Origin of the sequence: Halorubrum lipolyticum DSM 21995 (assembly GCF_000337375.1) — an archaeon.
GTDB lineage: Archaea > Halobacteriota > Halobacteria > Halobacteriales > Haloferacaceae > Halorubrum > Halorubrum lipolyticum.
On sequence record NZ_AOJG01000040.1, the window covers coordinates 1 to 19,121 of the forward strand.

Genomic DNA, 19,121 nt, shown 5'->3' on the forward strand with positions numbered 1-19,121 from the left:
AGATGTGTATAAGAGACAGCCTGATCGGCGACCTCGCGGGTCATCCAGTCGGGGTCGAAGCGGGCCATCTTCCAGACGACGTGGACCACGTAGGAAGTGAACACACCGACCCCGAACGCCACCCCGATGTTGTTGGCGTCGAGCGTCGCGATGAGCACGATCGATAAGGCGATAAGCGCGCCGTAGGCGATGTCGGTGACCGCGTCGACGCGAGCGGGACTCACCATCGCCGATCCGCCTCCGAGAACGCGACGCGTCCGCGGGTCGCTCCGCCGCCGGTGCTCGCTCGTCGGCTCCGTGTCGTACTCATAAGTGTACTCCCCTTTCCGCGCTGACGGGCTAAAACTCCCGCTTCCCGGCGGCGACGGTCGTGTGAATATTCCGCACGGGACGCGGAGCGGGGTCCTTTTGTGGCGGATGGCCGAACGCGGGGTATGGATATCGAGGAGGGCGGTCTCACCGTCTCCGTTCCGGAGGCCCGCGACGGGGCCAGCGAGGGCACCGGCGGCGGGGTCTTCTTCAACCCCACGCAGGAGCTGAACCGCGACGTGACCGTCGCGGTGCTGCGCGCGTACCGCGACCGCGAGCCGCGCGCGGCGTCGTACCTCGACGCGATGGCGGCCTCCGGGGTCCGAGGCGTCCGCGCCGCCGCCGAGGGGTACGATGTCACCTGCGCCGACGTGGACCCGGACGCCGTCGAGCTGGCCGGCGAGAACCTCGTCGCGAACGACCTCGACGGAGAGACCGTCCGCCGCGACGTCAACGCGCTGCTGTACGACGAGGGACCGTTCGACGTGGTCGACCTGGACCCGTACGGGACGCCGATCCCCTTCGCGGACGCCGCGCTCGCGAACGCGCGCAACCTCGTCTGCGTCACCGCCACCGACACCGCACCGCTGTGTGGCGCACACCTCAACAGCGGGATCCGCAAGTACGGCGCGGTCCCGCGCAACACCGACTACCACCCCGAGATGGGGCTCCGCACGCTGATCTCCGCGCTGGTCCGGACCGCCGCGCGCTACGACAAGGCGGCCCGCCCGGTCGTCTCGCACGTCTCGCGCCACTACGCGCGGACCTACCTCGAACTGGAGTCGGGCGCGCAGGCGGCCGACAGCTGTATCGACGAGCTCGGGTACGTCGACAACTGCGAGGACTGCCTCTGGCGCGAACCGACCCGCGGGCTGATCGCCGACCCCGTCGACGCCTGCCCCGTCTGCGGGAGCGACCGGGTGCTCACCGCCGGACCGCTCTGGCTCGGCCCCGTCGCGGACGCCGACTTCGCCCGCGCGGTCCGCGAGCGCGTCACCGACGACATGGGCGAGGCGAAACGCGCGCGGAAGCTCCTGGGGACCGTCGCGCGCGAGCTCGACACCCCCACGCATTACGACCAGCACCGCCTGTACAAGGAGTGGAGCGAGCCCGCGATCGGGATGGACGAGTTCGTCGAGCGCCTCCGGGGGGCCGGCCACGAGGCGAGCCGCGCGCACTACCGTGGCACGGCGGTCAAAAGCACGGCGTCGATCCCGGAGATGCGCGAGGCGGTCCTCGGCGGCGACGACTGACGCCGCGGGCTGACGACGCGAATCGCTTCTCTCTGACCGCCGTCCGCCCGCATCCGCCCCGTTTTTGTCGCCGTCGCTCGAAGCCGGCATCGTGTCTCGCCACTCGATCACCGCCCTCGGTACGGCCCGCCGCGTCGTCGACGTCGCGCTCGACCGGCAGGTGACGTTCCTCGCCGCCGCGATCGCCTACTACGCGTTCGTCTCGCTGATCCCCGCGCTCCTCCTGCTCGTCGTCGTCTCGACCGCCGCCTTCGGCGAGGCGATCGCCGTCGAACTGGTCTCGGGAGCGGGCGACTTCCTCACGCCCGCCGGCGAGGAGGCCGTGGGCGACGCGATCTCCTCCGCCGGCGGCCGGACCGGCGCGAGCATACTCGGCGTCGCGGTGTTGCTCTGGTCGACGCTGAAGGTGTTCCGCGCGCTCGACACGGCGTTCGCCGAGCTGTACGGCGTCAAGGAGCCGCCGGACATCGTCAAACAGCTCACCGACGCCGGCTCGGTCGTCCTCGGCGTCGGCGTCGGGATCGGCGTGATGGTCGCCGTCGGCGCGTTCGTCGCGGCCGCCGACGCGGTCCCGCTCGTGGAAGCGGCGAGCGTCCTCGCGTTGCCCGCCTTCCTCGCCGTCGTCTTCCTCCCGATGTACTACCTCCTGCCGCAGCCCGCGATCGGCGTCCGAGAGGCGCTCCCCGGGGCCGCCTTCGCCGCCGTCGGCTGGACGCTGCTGCAGGCCGGGTTTCAGGTGTACGCCGCGGGCGCCGGCCAGTACCAGGTGTACGGCGTGATCGGTGGGATCTTACTGCTCGTCACGTGGCTCTACCTCGCCGCCGTCGTGGTCGTGGTCGGCGGCGTCGTCAACGTCGTCGCGGCGGGACGGGACGGCGATATCACCGTTCCCGACGACGACGCGGACCGGCAGTTACAACACGGCCGCGACCGACCCACGGGTATGAACGGTGAGTCGGACGGCGCGGGCGACGCCGGCGGCGACGAGGAGCGCCCGGCGGGGGCGCCAGACGTGGCGGCGCTACAGGAAGAGGTGAGCCGGTTGCGGTCGGAGTTCGACGCGTTCGAGGACGACGTCGAGCGACGCACCGTCGACAAGCCGGCCGTCGAGTCGGAGCTGAAGCGGTACGTCCGGTCGCGGATGCGGCGCGGCCACGCCCGCGGCTGGGGACCGTACCTCGTGCTCTTATACGGGACGGTGCTGATACTCGGCGCGTTCTCCTTCCTCGACGGGCTCTACGCCATCGCCGCGATGCTCATCCTCGGGCTGTCGACGCTGGGGCTGTACACGCTCTTCATCATCGTCGGCATCGGCCTCAACCTGCTCGAGACGCCCGGCAAGGCGATCGATTACGCCCGCGACCGGGGCGACGACTGATCGAGTGATCGACGCGTGACCGGACTCGTCACCGCCGAGCGCGGGATCGGCGAGACCGCCCTCGTCGACGCGCTCCCGGAGGTCGTCGTCGTCGTCTTCGCGGCCGTCACCCACCTCGCCGACCCGTGGTTCCTGTTCGGACTGTTAGCGGTCGGCTACTGGTTCGCGAGCGACCGGTTCGCGGCCGCGCCGCGGCGCGCCGGCGCGAGCGCGATCGCGGCCGTCACCTGCGCGTACGCCGCCACGGCGCTCGGGAAGGCGTGGTTCGCGGTCCCCCGCCCCCCCGGCGCGGTCGGCCCCGCGGACGTGCCGACGTGGCTCCCCGGTCTGCTGTCGGCGTGGTACGAGGCGCAGGTGCTCTCCGACGGCTTCGGCTTCCCGAGCGGCCACGCCACCGGCGGCGCGGCGGCGTACCTCGCGCTGGCGCTCGTGTACGACCGGGCGTGGACCGGTCGAAAGCGGCTCCTCGCCGCCGCCGCCGTCGCCCTCGCCGTCGCGGCTTCGCGGGTCGTCATCGAGGTCCACTACCTCGTCGACGTGCTCGCGGGGCTGGCCGTCGGGAGCGGCGTGGTGCTCGGTGCGCTGTGGCTCGCGGGTGACCCGCGAGTCCGGCGGAGTGGGGACCGTTCCGAGCTCCGCGGTGCCACCGCCGCGCTCGATCCCACGCTGCCGTTCCTGTTGGCGTCGGTCGTCTCGGCCGGCGCGCTCGCCGTCGCCGTCGCGGGCGGGCACACCGGCGAGGTGGTCGAGGCGGGGATCGGGATCGCCACCGGCGCCGGCGGCGCGATCGGCTGGCGGCTCGTCGACGGCGACGAGCCGGCGGTTCCGGTCCGGATCGCGGTCCCCGCGCTCGCCGTCACCGGCGGGCTCTGGGTGGGCGCGTACGCGCTCTCGGGCTCCGTCTGGGTCACGCTGGCCGCGACGACCGCGGCCGTCGTCGCCGTCGTCGCGTTGCCCGCGCTGCCGGAGCGGATCGAGGCGACGTCGAGCGCTCGGAACTGAGCGGGTTTCCCGGAGATCGCGATATCTCGTCCCGATCGATAGCGGGAGTATGTATTGCGGATCGATCGAGTCTTTATTTATAAGTGAACGAGTGGTGTTGCCGGCGGCTATTTATAAGCGTCCAAGGACTCCGCCGTGAAGGCCTCCAAAGCCCCAGCCGCGACGACTCGCGCGGCTCGCTACGCGCTTCAGTCGCTCGCATTGCTCGCTCCTTCCAGTGCTTGCGTCGCCGTGCTTCGTCCTCGCGACTGCCCCTTTGAAGTCCCACCCAGCACCGCACGGCACCGCACCTCACACCTCCCCAGCCTCGTCGCTGGCGCCGATGGCGCCAGCGACTCCCTCGCGCGTGCAACTCGCAGCCTAACGGCTGCTCGTCGGCACGCGCCACCGCACAGCCGTGTTCATTTATAAGCGATCGTCGCAACCGCTCGCGACCGTTTAAATATCGCATCGCCGCCGACAAATTGCAACACCCACTCCCGCAATCGCTCGTTCATCGATCTCGCGTCTTCGCGGGAGACGAGCCTGTGACGGTCAAAAATACGTGGAAAAGTGAAACCGGACGCGCCGAGAGAGTCGAATACGCCGAGAGACCGCGACCGCGCCGTCGCCTCAGAACGTCTCGAGGTAGCGGTCCTCCTCCCACTCGGAGACCTGGGTGAGGTACTCGCTGAACTCCTGGGACTTCGCCTCGGCGAATTTCTCGGAGGTGTGCGGACCGAGCGCCTCCTGGAGCACCTCGTCGGTCTCCAGCTCCTCGACGGCGGCACCGAGGTTCGGCGGGAGCGTCTCGATGCCGTACTCCTCGCGCTTCGCGTCGTCGAACTCGTAGATGTCCTCGCGGACCGGGTCGCCCGGGTCGGCCTCGGTCTTGATCCCGTCGAGCCCGGCGGCGATGAGCGACGCCATGCCGAGGTAGGGGTTACAGGACGGGTCGGGGCTGCGAACCTCGAAGCGCGCGGAGACGCCCGCGGCGTCCGGGACGCGGACGAGCGCCGAGCGGTTCGTGTCGGACCACGCGACGTAGATCGGCGCCTCGTAGCCGGGCACCAGGCGCTTGTAGGAGTTCACGGTCGGGTTCGTGACGGCCGTGAACGCGGGGGCGTGGTTCAGGATGCCGCCCATGAACTGGTAGGCCGTCTCGCTCAGGTTGAACTCGTCGTCGCCGTCGGCGAAGGCGTTGCCGTCCTCGTCGAACAGCGAGATGTGGCTGTGCATGCCCGAGCCGTTGATCTCGGCGATCGGCTTGGGCATGAACGTCGCGTGGAGGTCGTGCTGGCTCGCGACCGCGCGGACGACGGCGCGGAACGTCGCGATGTTGTCCGCGGTCGTGAGCGCGTCGTCGTACTTGAAGTTGATCTCGTGTTGGCCCTCGGCGACCTCGTGGTGGGAGGCCTCGATCTCGAAGCCCATCTCTTCGAGGGTGAAGATGATCTCCTTGCGCACGTCGGACGCGAGGTCCTTCGGCGCGAGATCGAAGTAGCCGCCGTTGTCGTGGGGGATCGTCGTCGCGTTCCCCTCGTCGTCGGTCTTGAACAGGAAGAACTCCGGCTCGGGACCGATGGAGACGGAATAGCCCATCTCCTCGGCCTCCTCGAGGACGCTCTTGAGGACCTGACGCGGGCCGCCGGCGAACGGCTCGCCCTCCGTCGTGACGATGTCACAGATGAGCCGCGCGGCCCCGCTGTCGCCGTTGCCGTCGCTGCGCCACGGGAGCACCGCGAACGTGTCGGGGTCGGGGACGAGCCGCATGTCCGACTCCTGGATGCGCACGAACCCCTCGATGGAGGAGCCGTCGAAGTAGATCCCCTCGGTGAACGCCTTCTCCGCCTGGTGAGCTGGTACGGAGACGTTCTTCACGACGCCGAGGATGTCGGTGAACTGGAGCCGCAGGAAGTCGACGTTCTTCTCCTCGATCTCGTCGAGTACCGCCTGTTCTTCGGCCGTGAGGCCGCCGTCCGGTTTCGCGTGTTCGTCCGTCATGTTCTGGACGCTTCATTCGTTATCTGCCAGTATAAAGGCCTTATCGCTTGGCGCATGAACCGCCAGTCGCGCAAGAATGCTGGACGTTCGTAAAATTATAAACCCCTGACGACGTTGATAGGTGTGATGACGTACGAAAATCTCGACGCGAAACTCGTCAACTCCCTTCTCAGCAACGGACGGGCGAGTCTCAGGAGCCTCGGCGACGACCTCGACGTCTCGGTGACGACGGTATCGAACCACCTCCGCGACCTCGAAGACGAGGGCGTAATCCGGGGGTACACGCCCATCGTCGACTACGACAAGCTCGGCTACGACGTGACCGCCGTGCTCCAGCTCAAGGTCGAGGGGAGCGCGCTCCCCGACGTGACCGAGAAGCTCCGCCAGGAGAAGCAGATGGTGAGCGTCTACGAGGTCACGGGCGATTACGACGTGATCGCCATCGGCAAGTTCACCGACACGGACGGGATGAACGACCAGATCAAGTCGATCCTCACCGACGCCGACATCCGCGAGTCGAACACCAGCGTCGTCCTCAACGCCGTCACCGAAAACGAGCAGTTCGACCTCGACCTCAACGAGGAGTAGACCGTCGAGCCCGCGACGACGAGACCGCCTTTTATTTACCGCCGCCCGGCCGCCGCCTCCAGGACCTCCACGGCCGGGAGCGGCTCGCCCGTCAGCGCGCGGATGTACGCCCCGCCCGCGATGGAGACGTGCGAGAAGTCGCCCTCGTCGAGCCCGTACATCTCGATCGCCCGTGAGGTGTCGCCGCCGCCGACGACCGAGAAGCAGTCTGTCTCGGCGATCGCTTCGAGCACGCCGACCGTCCCGTCCGCGAACCGCTCGTCCTCGAAGACGCCGAGCGCGCCCTTCACGAACACCGCGTCGGACTCGCGGATGGCCGGCTCGTAGGCCGCGACCGTCTCCGAGCCCACGTCGAGGTACCCCGTCTCCTTCTCGCCGATGTCGTCGACGGCGACCTCCGCGCGGTCGCCGTCGGTGCCCTCGTACGCGAGGTCGGTCGCGAGCCGGATCGCGTCGCCGCGCTCGTCGAGCACCGACTCGATCAGCTCGCGGTTCTCCGCCCACTGCTCGTCGAACAGGTCCAGCCCCGACACGTCGTGACCGACCGGGTGACCCGCCGCGCGTAAGAAGAGCTCGCCGGCGACGCCGCCGAGCAGGAAGCGGTCGACCCGGTCGTCCAAGGCGTCCATCACGCCGATCACGTCGGTCGCCTTCGTCCCGCCGACGACCATCGTCACCGGTCCGTCGAACTCGCGGGTCGCGATGGCGGTGTTGGCCTCGTACTCCGTCTCCATCACGCGCCCCGCGTACGAGGGGAGGACGAGCGGGAACCCGACCAGCGAGGCGTGCTTTCGGTGGGCCGCCGAGTAGGCGTCGTTGACGTACGCGTCGAAATGCGGCGCCAGGGTCTGGACGAACTCGGTCTCGGCCTTCTTTTCCGGTGATTCCTCGGGGAGCTCGTCGTCGCACATCCGGGTGTTCTCTAAGAGGAGCACCTCGCCCGCGCCGAGCGCGTCGATGGCCTCCAGCGCCTCGTCGCCGTACGTGTCCGCGACGAACGCCACGTCTCGGTCGACGTGGTCGGCGAGGATCTCGGCGTGACCCGAAAGCGACGTGAAGTCGTCGCGGCCGGGGCGGCCTTGGTGGGCCATGAGCGCGACGCGGTGGCCCGCCTCGGCGAGCTCGCGGACCGTCTCCGCGTGGCGCTCGAAGCGGCGGTTGTCCTGCGGTTCTCCGTCCTCGATCGGCGAGTTGAGGTCGAGCCGAACGAGGACGCGTTTGTCTGCCGGGAGGTCGTCGATGGTGTCGAACGTGGCCATGGGTGAGTGGTCGTCGATGAGATATTTAAGAAGTGGTTCTCCGGGGGACCGTTGCCGGCGGGGGTGTCGGGCCGCCCGCCCGTCGGGAGCGGCGGGCCGTCCGTCGGGAGTTCCGGCCGGTCATCCGTCGGCCGCGGTCAGTCGTTTAGGCCTCGTCCTGGACGTACGCGGCCATGTCGAGCATCCGGTTCGAGAAGCCGTACTCGTTGTCGTACCAGGTGAGGATCTTCAGGAGCTTCCCGCCGGCGATAACGTTCGTCGACTGCAGGTCGACGTAGCTGGAGAACGGGAGGCCGACGATGTCGCTGGAGACGACCTCGTCGTCGGTGTAGCCGAGGACGCCCGCGAGCGGTCCGGAGTCGGCGGCGTCGCGGAAGGCGGCGTTGACCTCCTCCGCGGTGACGGTCTCGTCGAGGCTGACGACGAACTCGGTGAGGGAGCCGTTCGGGACCGGGACGCGCATCGCCATCCCGTCGATCTTGCCGTCGAGCTGCGGGAGGACCTCCTGCGCGGCGCCCGCGGCGCCGGTCGAGGTCGGCACGATGTTCTCGGCGGCCGCGCGGCCGCGACGGGTCTTCGCCTTCGGGCCGTCGATCAGGCTCTGGGAGCCGGTGTAAGCGTGGACGGTGGTGAGAGTGCCGGCGTCGATGCCGAACTCGTCGTCGAGCACCTTCGCGACCGGCGTGATGGAGTTCGTGGTGCAGGAGGCGTTCGAGAGCACGTCGTCGCCCTCGTACTCGTCGTGGTTGACGCCGTAGACGAGCTGTTTGACCGGCTCCTCGCCCTTCGGGGGCGCCGAGATGATCACGGTGTCCGCGCCGCCCTCGAGGTGGGCGCTCGCGTCCTCACGCGTCCGGAAGACACCTGTGCACTCCAGGGCCACGTCCACGTCGAGCTCGTCCCACGGGAGGTCCGCGGGGTCCTGAACGTTGTACAGGGGGACCGAGGTGCCGCCGATCGTCAGCGCGTCGCCGTCGCGCTCGACGCCGTCGAGCCGGCCCATGACGGTGTCGTACTTCGCGAGGTACGCCATGTCGTCGAAGTCCATCACGTCGTTGATGCCGACGAGCTCGATGCGCGGCGACTCCAGCACCGCTCGGAACACGTTCCGTCCGATCCGACCGAACCCGTTGAGGCCCACCCGGACGACCTCGTCGTCGCTCACGTCGTCACCCGCAGCGAGGTATGATTTACTCATGTTCGAAAAAAGTGAGCCCAGATACTTAAATCCGACCGAGTCGACGCGAGACGGTCACTATCGTTCGTATTCGTTACGTTCGGTCCGCACTCAGTTGGCCGGTCCCGAGACCCTCGCGACTGCCGGCAATTCCCGGCGTCGAGGGCGGCGATCGGGCGACAGAGAAGGGAACGACCAGGCGACAGAGAAGGGAACGACCAGGCGACAGAGAAGCGAGCGGCCGGCCGACAGAGACGCCGCGTACCGCCCGCACGGCTCCGAACGGCGGCGAAGACGGTCGTGGACAGAAGGCTTATCGGGGTCACCACCCTCACGTGAGGTATGGATAGAGACGACCGTGACGATCCGTTCGGGGACTTCTTCGAGGAGATCGAACGGATGATGAACGAGATGGCCAACGGGGAACCCGGAAGCGAGGACGCCGGCTTCGGGTCGGCGACGCACGTGGACGCGTACACGACCGACGACGGCGTGCGACTCGTCGCCGACCTCCCGGCCGTCTCGAAGGAGGAGCTCTCCCTGCAGTGCGACGGGGAGGCGCTCACAATCTCCGCGGCGTCCGACCGGCGGGAGTACGACGAGACCGTCGAGCTCCCCGTCCCGGTCGACGAGCACTCGGCGGACGCGACGTTCAACAACGGGGTGCTCGAGGTCGCGTTCGACCGCGACGACGACTCCGCCTCGATCGACCTGGAGTAGCCGCGGCCTCCCTTTTTATTCTCCCGCGGCGGTCCGCTCGATGACCCCCGCGAGCCGGTCGTAGAAGTCGGGCTCGTACTTGGTCGCGGCGTCGACCGTCGGTCGCGCGTTCGTCTCGTTGACGACCAGCCGCCCGCCCGTCTCCAGTAGGTCGACGCCGAGGTAGTCGATCCCGAGCGTCCCGGCCGTTCGTTCGGCGAGTTCACGGGCGCGGTCCGGGAGATCGACTCCCGTCGCCTCGGCGCCGCGGTGGACGTTGTGTTTCCACCGCCCCGCCTCGACAGCGTCCGCGGGGAGTTCCCGTTCGACCGCGCCGACGTACGCGCCGTCGACGACCATCGCTCGGTAGTCGCGCGCGTCCGGGAGGAACTCCTGTATCAGGTAGGACTTGTCGCCGGTCGCGCGGTAGTCGTGGACGAGGTTCAGGTAGTCGACGACGCCTAGGAGCGAATCGAGGTCGTTCGCGGTCGCGACGCCGACCCCGCGGGTCGCGGAGTTCGGCTTGACGACGACCGGGTACGAGAAGGAGTCGACGGCCTCGGCGACGACCGCCTCGTCGACGGGGTTCGACACCAGCGTCGTCCGCGGCGTCGGGAGCCCGGCGGCGTCGACGGCGGCGAGCACGCCGGCCTTGTTCCGGGAGGTGAGGACGGCCTCGCGGTCGTTCACCCACGGGACCGACAGCCGCGCGTCGACCACGGCGCCCTCCATGAGCCGCGAGGGGTAGACGAAGCCGGCGTCGAAGCCGGCGAACTCGCCGGCAGCGCCTCCTCCGACCCCGTTTCCGCCCGCCTTGCGGTCTCCGCCGCCGGAGACGCGAAGCGACCGCTCCTTCGCCTGCACGTGATCGACCGCGATACCGCGGTCGGCGAGCGGCCCGCGCACCCGGTCGAACGTCTCGGCGTCCGTCGTCATCGCGAGCCGGAGCATACGCCCGCTCGGGACCGTTCGGACTTAAGAATCGCGAGGGACGCGCCGCGTCCCGCTCACTGCAGGTGGCCTTCCTCGCGGAGCTGTTCGGCCTCGCTCTTCTCGTAGCGCCACGCGATGTCGCCCTTCTCGTCTTGCCAGTCCCACGGCTCGACGAGGACGATGTCGTCCTCGCGGATCCAGACGCGCTTCTGCATCCGCCCGGGGATCCGCGCGGTCCGCTCTTTCCCGTCGGCACAGCGCACTCTGACTCGGTTCGCGCCGAGCATCTCGACGACCTCCGCGAACACCTCGTCGTCGTCGGGCATCCGGAGGTCGTTTCGACCGCCGCCGTCTCCGTTGCTCATGCGTACGCGGTGATACGCGCTCCCCGAAATAAAAGGGCCGCTCTCCGCGCGGAAACGCCCTTTTTAAATCGCGACGGCGGCGATCGGGGGTATGCGCGACACCCTCGGATCCGAAGGCATCGCCGGCGTCGCCGTCGTCCTCGTCGCCGTGGGGATCCTGACCGTCCACGACCCGATCGTCGGCGCGGCCGTCATGATCCTGTTGGCCGGGCTCGCGCTGATCGCGAAGGGGATCGCCGACTCGACGATGCGGGCGTTCGGCCTCAAGTAGCCTCAGTCGACGTATCGCGGGGAGCACCGCGAACGTGCGCCTTCGCCGCGCTCCCGAAAGAGTAATAATCCGCGGCCGCCGCGGCTCGGTATGGTCGACGTACCCGCGGCCGCCGTCGAACTGCTCGAACTGCTCGCCGTCGTCGTCGGCGCCGGCGCCGCGTCGGCGATCGGCGTCGTGCTCGAACGCGTCGGACTCGACGCAGTCACCGGCGGGGACCTCGTGCTCGGCGCGTGGGCGGTCGGGATGGGCCTGCTCGCGCTGTACGTCGGGGTCGTCGCGCTCGGTTACGAGCAGGCGCTCCCCCGGCTGCAGCGGCTCGCCGCTGCCGAGTGAGCGGACCCGACACGGGTGTCGAACGCGAACTGGTTTTATAACTCTCCGCTCGCTGCCATCTCTCTGACCGCGACCGCCCGCTCGCGGATCGTGGTCAGCTCCGACTCGTCTTTGTCGTCGAGGTGCGAGTACATCAGTCCCATCCGCCCGGTTCCGCGCAGCGCCTCCTCCTTTTCGGCCAGGAAGTCCCAGTAGAGCGCGTTGAGCGGACACGCCCCCTCCCCGGTGGTCCGCGAGACCGCGTACGGGCAGGACGCGCAGTAGTCGCTCATGCGGTTCACGTAGCTCCCGGAGGCGGCGTACGGCTTCGAGGAGAGCACGTCGGTCCCGAACGACCCCATCGCGACGACGTTCGGCGTCGTGACCCAGTGATAGGCGTCGACGAAGCCGAGGTGGAACCACTCGTTCAGCTCGGCCGGGTCCGTCCCGTAGAGCAGCGCGACGTTCGAGAGCACCATCAGCCGCTCGATGTGGTGGGCGTAGCCGTACTCGCGGACGTGACCGACCGCCTCGGAGAGACAGCGCATCTCCGTGTCGCCGTCCCAGTAGGCCGGCGGGAGCGGCCGAGACTGGTCCAGCTGATTCGCCGACGCCAGCGCCGGCATCGCCTCGCGGTAGACGTGTCGCGTGAACTCCCGCCACCCGATCACCTGTCTGACGAACCCCTCCGCCGCGTTGAGCGGGACCGGAGAGCGGTCGGTCCCGCCGGCGTCGTCGCCCGTCGGATCGTACGCGCCCGGTTCGACTCCGCGCTCCGCGTAGGCGGCCTCGACCGCGCGAACCGGCTCGCGCGGGTCGAGCAGTCCGAGGTTGATCGCGGGCGAGAGCAGCGAGTGCGAGAGGAAGGGCTCTCCCTCGACCATCGCGTCCTCGTACCGTCCGAACGACGGGAGTCGGTCGCGGACGAACGCGTCGAGCGCCTCTCGGGCCTCCGCCCGGGTGACCGGCCACGCGAAGCCGGCGAGCGAGTCGGTCCCCCACGTGTCGAACCGCTCGCGGACCCACGCGTGGGTCTCGCGGGTGAGGTCGTCGGGCTCGAACCGCGGCCGTTCGGGCGGCTCCCAGCCGTCGGGCGGCGTCTCCCGGTTCAGGTCGTCGTAGTTCCACTCGCCGCCGACCGGCTCGTCGCCCTCCATCAGCACGCCCGTCTCGCGGCGGACGTGGCGGTACCAGTTCTCCTGCCGGTAGCGTCTGTCGGCGCTCCCGTCCGCGCCGACGATCGGTTCCGGCGCCTCTCCGTCCGGCCCGCCCGCCCACTCGCGCCAGTCGGCGGGCGTCGTCCAGAACAGCTCGTTGTCCAGCAGTTCGAGCGATCCGCCGCGCTCGGCGACGAGGTCGCGCAGTCGGTCGCCCGCGCCGTGGCTCGCGGGGCGCATGAGCCGGAGGTCGGCGTCGGCCGGCGCGCCGTCGAACTCGTCGTCGAAGAACGCGTCGAGGCCCTCACCGAACGACTCCGCTTTCACGTACGTCACGTCGCGGCCGCGGTCGCGGAGCGCGTCGCGGAAGTGGCGCATCGACGAGAACACGAGCGTCAGTTTGTGGGCGTGGTACGGCTTCCGATCGGCGAAGCCGTGCGCCTCGATCAGCAGCACCCTATCGGCGTCGTCGAGGGCGTCGAGGTCGGGGTTGAGCTGGTCGCCCAGCAGCCAGAGGACGGCGTCGTCGCTCATGCGACGTACCACGGGCGCGGTCGACGTAGCTCTACGGGCCGGGCGACGGCGACTCGGGCCACACCACCCGTCTTTTTAATCGGCCTCGGTGAGGTGCCGGGTATGGACGACATCCTCACGAACTGGCTCCTCGGTCTGATCGCCGCCCTCCTCGCCGTGCTCGTGCTCGACTCGACCGGGGAGCCGTTCCTCGCCCCGCTCGCCCCCGTCGCGAACGTGCTCGCGCTCGTGACCTTCCTCGCGTTCGTGCTGCTAACGGGCGCGTTCCTCGTGTACACGGCGTCGTTCCGGGACGAGTAGGCCGGTCTCGGAGCGACCGATCCGGCGAACGCGAGTAGCTTTTTGGTCTCCCTCCGTCTGCTCGTCGTATGGCTGTCTCTTATACACATCTCTGATGGCNGTACTTCCAGATGGACGAGTCGAACCCGAACTCGGGCGGGCTCTCGCGGAAGGCGATCGAACAGGAGCTGGAGAACAGCCTCGACCGGCTCGGCATGGAGACGATCGATCTCTACCAGATCCACCGGTGGGATTACGAGACGCCGATCGAGGAGACCCTGGCTGCGCTCGACGACGCGGTGCGGCGCGGCGAGGTCCGCCACGTCGGCGCCTCCTCGATGTGGGCCCACCAGTTCGCCGAGGCCCTCCACACCAGCGAGCGAGAGGGGTACGAGCGGTTCGCCACCATGCAGAACCACTACAACCTCGCGTACCGCGAGGAGGAGCGCGAGATGCTCCCCCTCTGTGAGAAGGAGGGGATCGGCGTGATGCCGTGGAGCCCGCTGGCGCGCGGGTACCTCACGCGCCCGCACGGGGAGGTGGACGCCACGCTCCGCGGCGAGACCGAGGAACACCTCTACGAACACCCGTACCGGGAGGGCGGCGGCCCGGCCGTCAACGAGCGCGTCGCCGAACTCGCGGACGAGAAGGGCGTGAAGATGGCGCAGATCGCGTTGGCGTGGCTGTTCCACAAGGAGTGGGTCGACACGCCCATCGTCGGGACGACGAGCGTCGACCACCTCGAAGACGCCGTCGAGGCGCTCGACATCGATCTGTCGGGCTCCGACGTCGAGTGGCTGGAGGAGCCGTACGAGCCGGTCCGCGTCTCCGGCCACGAGTGAGTCGCGGGAGCGACGGGTTCGACCCCTCTCAACCGCCTAAGTGGTGTTTTAGGAATATATCGACAAGCTATTTGTGTGGTACTCGTTGACAAGTGTGTATGGCCGACGACACCGAGCGCTCCGCCGTCCGGTCGAGCACCGAGTACGCGCGCAGTCGGACCCGGTGTCCGAACTGCGGCGATCACGTCCCGGCGGCGGGTCGCGACGCGGAGACGGCGGAGTGTCCGAACTGCCGCCGCATGGTTCGAACGTGACGCCGGCGCCGGCGCCAGCGCCGACCCGGTGCCGAGGCGCGTCCGAGCCCGTCTGTCCGCCGCAGCTCGATGCTCGTTTATAAACGCACCGTCGAGAGCCGGAGCAACAACCCTTTTCGGCCGGGCTACCGAACCGAGGTCCATGGCAGACGACGAGACCACCGACGCCGAAGAACAGGGCGACAGCGGCGCTGGGGCCGACGGCGGAGACGCTGAAGGCGACGACGGCGAGGAGAAGTCCTTCCGCGAGCGCGTCGAGGAGATCCGCGAGCGACGCGAGGAGGAGCGCGAGGAGGGCGACCGGCCCGACCCCGAGGAGATGATGGGCGGCGGCGGCCCGCCGGGAATGGGCGGTGGCGGCGGCGGAAACCCCTTCGCGCAGATGATGTCCGGCATGATGGGCGGCGGCGGTCCCGGCGGCGCGGGCGGCCCGCCGGGGATGGGCGGCGGCCCCGGCGCGCAGGGCGAGCGCGGCGGCCGCGGCGACGACGGCGGCAACGAGGAGCTCGTGCGCGAGGTGCGCCAGCTCCGCGACGAGGTCCGCGACGCCACCCGCCAGCTCCAGCGCATCGCGCAGGCGCTCGAAGACGACTGAGTCGGCGGCGGTTCTCTGCGGTCGCGATTTCTTCCGCGTTTTTCGACGCGCCGAAGCGGTACGCTCGTCAGTTGACTGACGGCGGGAATATGTGTCTCAATTCGGTTGATCGGTTGTTTATAACTGATCGAGTGGCGTTGCTGTCGGCTGTTTATATGTGATCGACGACTCTGTGGTGAACACGTCCAAAGCCCCAGCCGACGAGGCGGGCGCACGCTCGCTGCGCGCCTCACTCGGTCGCTGGCGCTCCCTCGTTGCGGTGCTTACGTCGCCTGCGCCCGCCTCGCCGGCTGCCCCTTTGAATCCCACCCGTACAGCACCTCACACCTCCCCAGCCTCGCCGCTCGCTGCGCTCGCGGCGTCCCTCGCACCGTCGGCTCGCGGCCNTTTGAATCCCACCCGTACAGCACCTCACACCTCCCCAGCCTCGCCGCTCGCTGCGCTCGCGGCGTCCCTCGCACCGTCGGCTCGCGGCCTCCGGGCCGCTCACCGGGGCGCGCCACCGCACCTGCCATTTATAAACGATCATTTCCGTCGCTCATGTCTTTTTAAATACGATCTTGCCACCACCGATCTGCAATACTCACTCCCGCTATCNCCGCACCTGCCATTTATAAACGATCATTTCCGTCGCTCATGTCTTTTTAAATACGATCTTGCCACCACCGATCTGCAATACTCACTCCCGCTATCTCTCACGTCCGCGTCCGCACAGATCTCAAAAAATCCCGGCGTCAACCGCTCGTTACCGCAGGCCCGATCCGTCTAACACTCCGACCAGCCGCACGACTCGCACGTCTTGCAGCCCTCGGAGTAGTAGAGGTTCATCCCGCCGCAGTCGGGACACTCGGGCGACTCGCCCGCCGCGATGAGCTCCTGCATCGCGTCGTCCGCGCCGGCCGCGTCGTCGTCGGCCGCCGGACCGGGGCCGTTCGCGCTCGGGACATCGGTCGCGGCATCGGCGTCGACCGCGCCGCCGTCGGTCTGACTCGGCGGCTCGGCGGCGCCCTCCACGTCGTCGAGGCTCTGCTGTTGGGGGATCCCCTTGTCGATCTCGTCGTCGAGGTAGCGGCGGAGCGCGGTGCCGATCGCGTCCGGGATCGACTGGATCTGCTCGCCCTTGTCCCACGCGACCTTCGGACTCCGGGTGCCCTGCAGCTCGTCGACGATCTCCTCGGGGTCGACGCCCGAGCGGAGCGCCGTCGAGATGACCTTCGCGAGCGCCTCCGTGAAGGAGTTGGTGTAGCCGCCGGAGTGGCCGATGTTCGCGAACAGCTCGAACGGGAGCCCGTTCTCGTCCTCGTTGATGGTGACGTACAGCTTACCGTACCCCGTCTCGACGCGCTGGGTGACGCCGTTCAGGGAGTCGGGGCGCGGGCTGCGCTCGCTGTAGTCGATGCGGGGCTGCTCGCTGGCTTCGAGCAGGTCCGCGATCTCCGCGTCGATCGCCTGCTGGACGTCTTCGTTGTCGAGGAACGCCTCGATGCCGCCGAACACCTCGCCGATCTGCTCGACGATGGCCTCGGCCGCCTCGCTCTCGTCGGCGAACTCCGTGTTCTTCGCACGCGTCGTGAGCACCTGCTTCGAGCGGGTGCCGTCGCGGTAGACGGTGACGCCCTTCCCACCGTGGTCGTAGATGTAGCGGTACACCTCTTCCATCTCCTCGGCGGTGGCGTCGTTCGGGAAGTTACACGTCTTCGAGATGGCGGAGTCGACGCCCTCCTGGCAGGCGCACTGGACCGACGCGTGCTGCTTGCCCGAGAGGTCGCCGGTGACGACGAACAGCTCGCCGATCGCGTCCGGGACCGTCTCCAGCCCGTCCACGCCGTCGAACTCGTTCGCGGCCATCTGCTCCTGCGCCTCCCGCTTGACGGCGTCGACGTCGACGTCGTTCTCCTCTAAGGTCCGCAGGAAGTAGTCGTCGAACTCGACGAGCATCTCGTCGCCCTGCACGTCGTCGGAGACGTTCTTGTAGTAGGCGACGTTGTAGATGGGCTCACAGCCGCCGGTGGTGTTGCCGATCATCGACGTCGTGCCCGTGGGCGCGATCGTCGTCGTGTTGTGGTTGCGGATCGGGAAGCCGTCTTCCCACTCGTCGGCGTCGAGCCCGGTGTAGTGCTCGAACCACTCGCGGTACTCGGTGGGGTCCGCGTACTTCGAGTCCTCCCAGTCGTTGAACGTCCCGCGCTCCGTCGCGAGCTCGTGGGAGGTCTGTTTCGACGCGTGGTTGATGTGGGTCATCAGCTGGCGGGCGACCTCGTTGCCCTCCTCGGTGCCGTACTGGATGCCAAGCTGGATGTACAGCTGTGCCAGCCCCATGACCCCGAGCCCGATCTTCCGCATGTCGCGGACCTTCTGCTCGATCTTCTCGACCGGGAAGTCCGACATCGTCACGACGTTCTCGAGGAAGCGAGTGCCGTAATCGATCCGCTCGTCGAACTCCTCGAAGTCGATCGCCTCCTCGAGGAACGCCGACATCGCCGCCTCCTGCGACTCGTACTCGTCGGCGTGCTCGGCAGACCAGACGCGCCAGTCCGGGGCGTCCCGCGCCGCGAGCGTCGAGAGGTTGATGTGACCGAGGTTACAGGCCTCGTACTCCTCGAGCGGCTGCTCGCCGCAGGGGTTCGTCGCGAGGATTCTGTGGTCGGGGTTCTCCTCCACGTCGAACGAGTGTTCCTTGTTCACCCGTTCGAGGTAGATGACGCCCGGCTCGCCGTTCTCGTGGGCGCCCTCGATCATGTCGTCCCACAGCTCCTGGGCCGGGATCGAGAGGACCTCGCCGACCTCGACGTGCTCGCCGAGGCCGAACATGTCGTAGATCTCCTTCGTCTCCGGCGTCGCGACGTGCGGCTCCTCCGTGCGCGGGTTGGTGAAGGTGAACTCCTCGTCGTTGTACAGCGCCTCCATGAAGTCGTCGGTGACGCCGACGCTGATGTTGAAGTTCGACAGGTGGCCCTCGACGGCGTTCCGGAGGTGCTCGGGCACCTTCCCGTCCTCGTCGATGAGGTCGCGGGCCTCCTCCAAGGCGTCCGCGAAGGAGTTGTGCGTGAAGTCGTCGGGGTCGTTCAGGCGCAGCGAGTGGGCCAGCGAGACGTCCTTGTTCTTCGAGTGGATGAACTGGATGACGTCCGGGTGCGAGACGCGCATGACGCCCATCTGGGCGCCGCGGCGCGCGCCGCCCTGCGCGATCGTCTCGCACATCTGGTCGAACGTCCGCATGAACGTGATCGGGCCGGAGGCGATGCCGCCCGTCGAGCCGACGGAGTCGCCGTAGGGGCGGAGCTTCCAGAACGCGTACCCCATGCCGCCGCCGGACTGGAACACCTCGGCCGCCTCCTTGGCGGTCTGGTGGATGTCGGTGATGTCGTCGCCGGGGGAGTCGACGAAGCAGGCGGAGAGCTGCTGGAGCTCGTCGCCCGCGTTCATCAGCGTCGGCGAGTTCGGCATGAAGGAGAGCTGCTCCATCCCGTCGCGGAAGCGGTCCGCGGTCGCCTCGACGTGCTCGCGCACACTCTCGGGGAGCTCGGGGACGACGGTGTCGTACGCGAACTTGTTGACGTTGTGCGCGGTGAGCGTCGTCTCAGCGTTGTCCTCGGCCGTGGTCCCTGCGCCGAAGACCTCTTCGGCGAGCTCGTCGCGGCGCGGGTGGTCGGGCTTCAGCTGGTCGGGCGTGACCGTGACCTCGACGTCCTGGTTCTCGGCCTCGAAGACCGCCTCCGCGAGCGCGACGTTGCGCGCGACGCGGTCGAACAGCTCCTCGGGGTCTTCGATCGGCTCCCCGTCCGCGTTCTTCCGGAGGTAGCGCGCGGGCAGGATGTTGTGGTAGGCGTTGGCCGTGAGGCGCTCCTCCATCGTCTCGCCCGTGGTGCGTTTGATCGGCAGTTCGAGTTCGTCGGCGGCGACGCCGTCGCTGCTCATTCGACGGCCA

Annotated in this window: 17 protein-coding genes and 2 pseudogenes; 11 read left to right on the plus strand and 8 right to left on the minus strand. The window is 68.6% G+C overall.

Annotated features, from left to right (window positions below; genetic code table 11):
• A pseudogene (locus tag C469_RS14035) lies at positions 1-227 on the minus strand (hypothetical protein); the annotation flags it as partial.
• Between the two features lie 207 nt (positions 228-434).
• On the opposite strand from C469_RS14035, the gene C469_RS14040 reads away from it, so the two are divergent.
• From C469_RS14040 to C469_RS14050, 3 genes are all read left to right on the plus strand, one after another.
• A complete protein-coding gene (locus C469_RS14040; protein WP_008007732.1) occupies positions 435-1,562 on the plus strand; it encodes a tRNA (guanine(26)-N(2))-dimethyltransferase in 1,128 nt (375 codons plus the stop codon).
• A gap of 91 nt (positions 1,563-1,653) precedes the next feature.
• Complete coding sequence (locus C469_RS14045; protein WP_049911461.1) at positions 1,654-2,940, plus strand: YihY/virulence factor BrkB family protein; 1,287 nt, start codon at positions 1,654-1,656, stop codon at positions 2,938-2,940.
• Positions 2,941-2,955: 15 nt separating this feature from the next.
• Positions 2,956-3,942, plus strand: coding sequence for a phosphatase PAP2 family protein (locus C469_RS14050; RefSeq protein WP_008007736.1), 987 nt, complete (start codon positions 2,956-2,958; stop codon positions 3,940-3,942).
• A gap of 612 nt (positions 3,943-4,554) precedes the next feature.
• On the opposite strand, the gene glnA is transcribed toward C469_RS14050, so the two are convergent.
• Positions 4,555-5,925 (minus strand): type I glutamate--ammonia ligase, encoded by a 1,371-nt coding sequence (gene glnA / locus C469_RS14055; RefSeq protein ID WP_008007738.1) that lies wholly within the window; start codon positions 5,923-5,925, stop codon positions 4,555-4,557.
• Between the two features lie 126 nt (positions 5,926-6,051).
• Between glnA and lrp the strand changes: the two genes are divergently transcribed.
• Positions 6,052-6,513, plus strand: a complete 462-nt coding sequence (lrp, locus tag C469_RS14060; protein WP_008007741.1) for an HTH-type transcriptional regulator Lrp — start codon at positions 6,052-6,054, stop codon at positions 6,511-6,513.
• Positions 6,514-6,548: 35 nt separating this feature from the next.
• On the opposite strand, the gene C469_RS14065 is transcribed toward lrp, so the two are convergent.
• Complete coding sequence (locus C469_RS14065) at positions 6,549-7,772, minus strand: phosphoglycerate kinase (RefSeq protein ID WP_008007742.1); 1,224 nt, start codon at positions 7,770-7,772, stop codon at positions 6,549-6,551.
• Between the two features lie 145 nt (positions 7,773-7,917).
• Entirely contained in the window at positions 7,918-8,970 is a 1,053-nt protein-coding gene (gene gap, locus C469_RS14070; protein ID WP_049911462.1) for a type I glyceraldehyde-3-phosphate dehydrogenase, read from the minus strand.
• 321 nt (positions 8,971-9,291) lie between these two features.
• On the opposite strand from gap, the gene C469_RS14075 reads away from it, so the two are divergent.
• Complete coding sequence (locus tag C469_RS14075) at positions 9,292-9,669, plus strand: Hsp20/alpha crystallin family protein (RefSeq protein WP_008007745.1); 378 nt, start codon at positions 9,292-9,294, stop codon at positions 9,667-9,669.
• Between the two features lie 15 nt (positions 9,670-9,684).
• On the opposite strand, the gene C469_RS14080 is transcribed toward C469_RS14075, so the two are convergent.
• Positions 9,685-10,599: an ATP-grasp domain-containing protein gene (locus C469_RS14080; protein WP_008007746.1), complete on the minus strand. Its 915-nt coding sequence runs from the start codon at positions 10,597-10,599 to the stop codon at positions 9,685-9,687.
• 56 nt (positions 10,600-10,655) lie between these two features.
• Positions 10,656-10,946 (minus strand): translation initiation factor eIF-1A, encoded by a 291-nt coding sequence (gene eif1A, locus C469_RS14085; protein WP_008007748.1) that lies wholly within the window; start codon positions 10,944-10,946, stop codon positions 10,656-10,658.
• A gap of 91 nt (positions 10,947-11,037) precedes the next feature.
• Between eif1A and C469_RS14090 the strand changes: the two genes are divergently transcribed.
• The gene (locus tag C469_RS14090; protein ID WP_008007750.1) at positions 11,038-11,217 is read left to right on the plus strand and encodes a DUF7470 family protein; all 180 of its coding nucleotides are present in this window, start codon (positions 11,038-11,040) and stop codon (positions 11,215-11,217) included.
• 90 nt (positions 11,218-11,307) lie between these two features.
• Positions 11,308-11,553 carry a hypothetical protein gene (locus C469_RS14095; protein ID WP_008007752.1) on the plus strand — a complete coding sequence of 82 codons (246 nt, stop codon included), beginning with the start codon at positions 11,308-11,310 and terminating at the stop codon, positions 11,551-11,553.
• Between the two features lie 35 nt (positions 11,554-11,588).
• On the opposite strand, the gene C469_RS14100 is transcribed toward C469_RS14095, so the two are convergent.
• Positions 11,589-13,223 (minus strand): cryptochrome/photolyase family protein, encoded by a 1,635-nt coding sequence (locus C469_RS14100; RefSeq protein WP_008007754.1) that lies wholly within the window; start codon positions 13,221-13,223, stop codon positions 11,589-11,591.
• Between the two features lie 102 nt (positions 13,224-13,325).
• On the opposite strand from C469_RS14100, the gene C469_RS14105 reads away from it, so the two are divergent.
• From C469_RS14105 to C469_RS14115, 4 genes and pseudogenes are all read left to right on the plus strand, one after another.
• Positions 13,326-13,523, plus strand: coding sequence for a hypothetical protein (locus C469_RS14105; RefSeq protein WP_008007757.1), 198 nt, complete (start codon positions 13,326-13,328; stop codon positions 13,521-13,523).
• Between the two features lie 101 nt (positions 13,524-13,624).
• Positions 13,625-14,344, plus strand: a pseudogene (locus tag C469_RS14110) (aldo/keto reductase); the annotation flags it as partial.
• A 98-nt stretch (positions 14,345-14,442) separates the two neighbouring features.
• Entirely contained in the window at positions 14,443-14,598 is a 156-nt protein-coding gene (locus C469_RS17290) for a hypothetical protein (protein ID WP_008007761.1), read from the plus strand.
• Between the two features lie 142 nt (positions 14,599-14,740).
• Complete coding sequence (locus tag C469_RS14115) at positions 14,741-15,193, plus strand: hypothetical protein (protein ID WP_008007762.1); 453 nt, start codon at positions 14,741-14,743, stop codon at positions 15,191-15,193.
• 765 nt (positions 15,194-15,958) lie between these two features.
• On the opposite strand, the gene C469_RS14120 is transcribed toward C469_RS14115, so the two are convergent.
• The gene (locus tag C469_RS14120) at positions 15,959-19,111 is read right to left on the minus strand and encodes an adenosylcobalamin-dependent ribonucleoside-diphosphate reductase (protein ID WP_008007764.1); all 3,153 of its coding nucleotides are present in this window, start codon (positions 19,109-19,111) and stop codon (positions 15,959-15,961) included.
• Between the last annotated feature and the right edge of the window lie 10 nt (positions 19,112-19,121).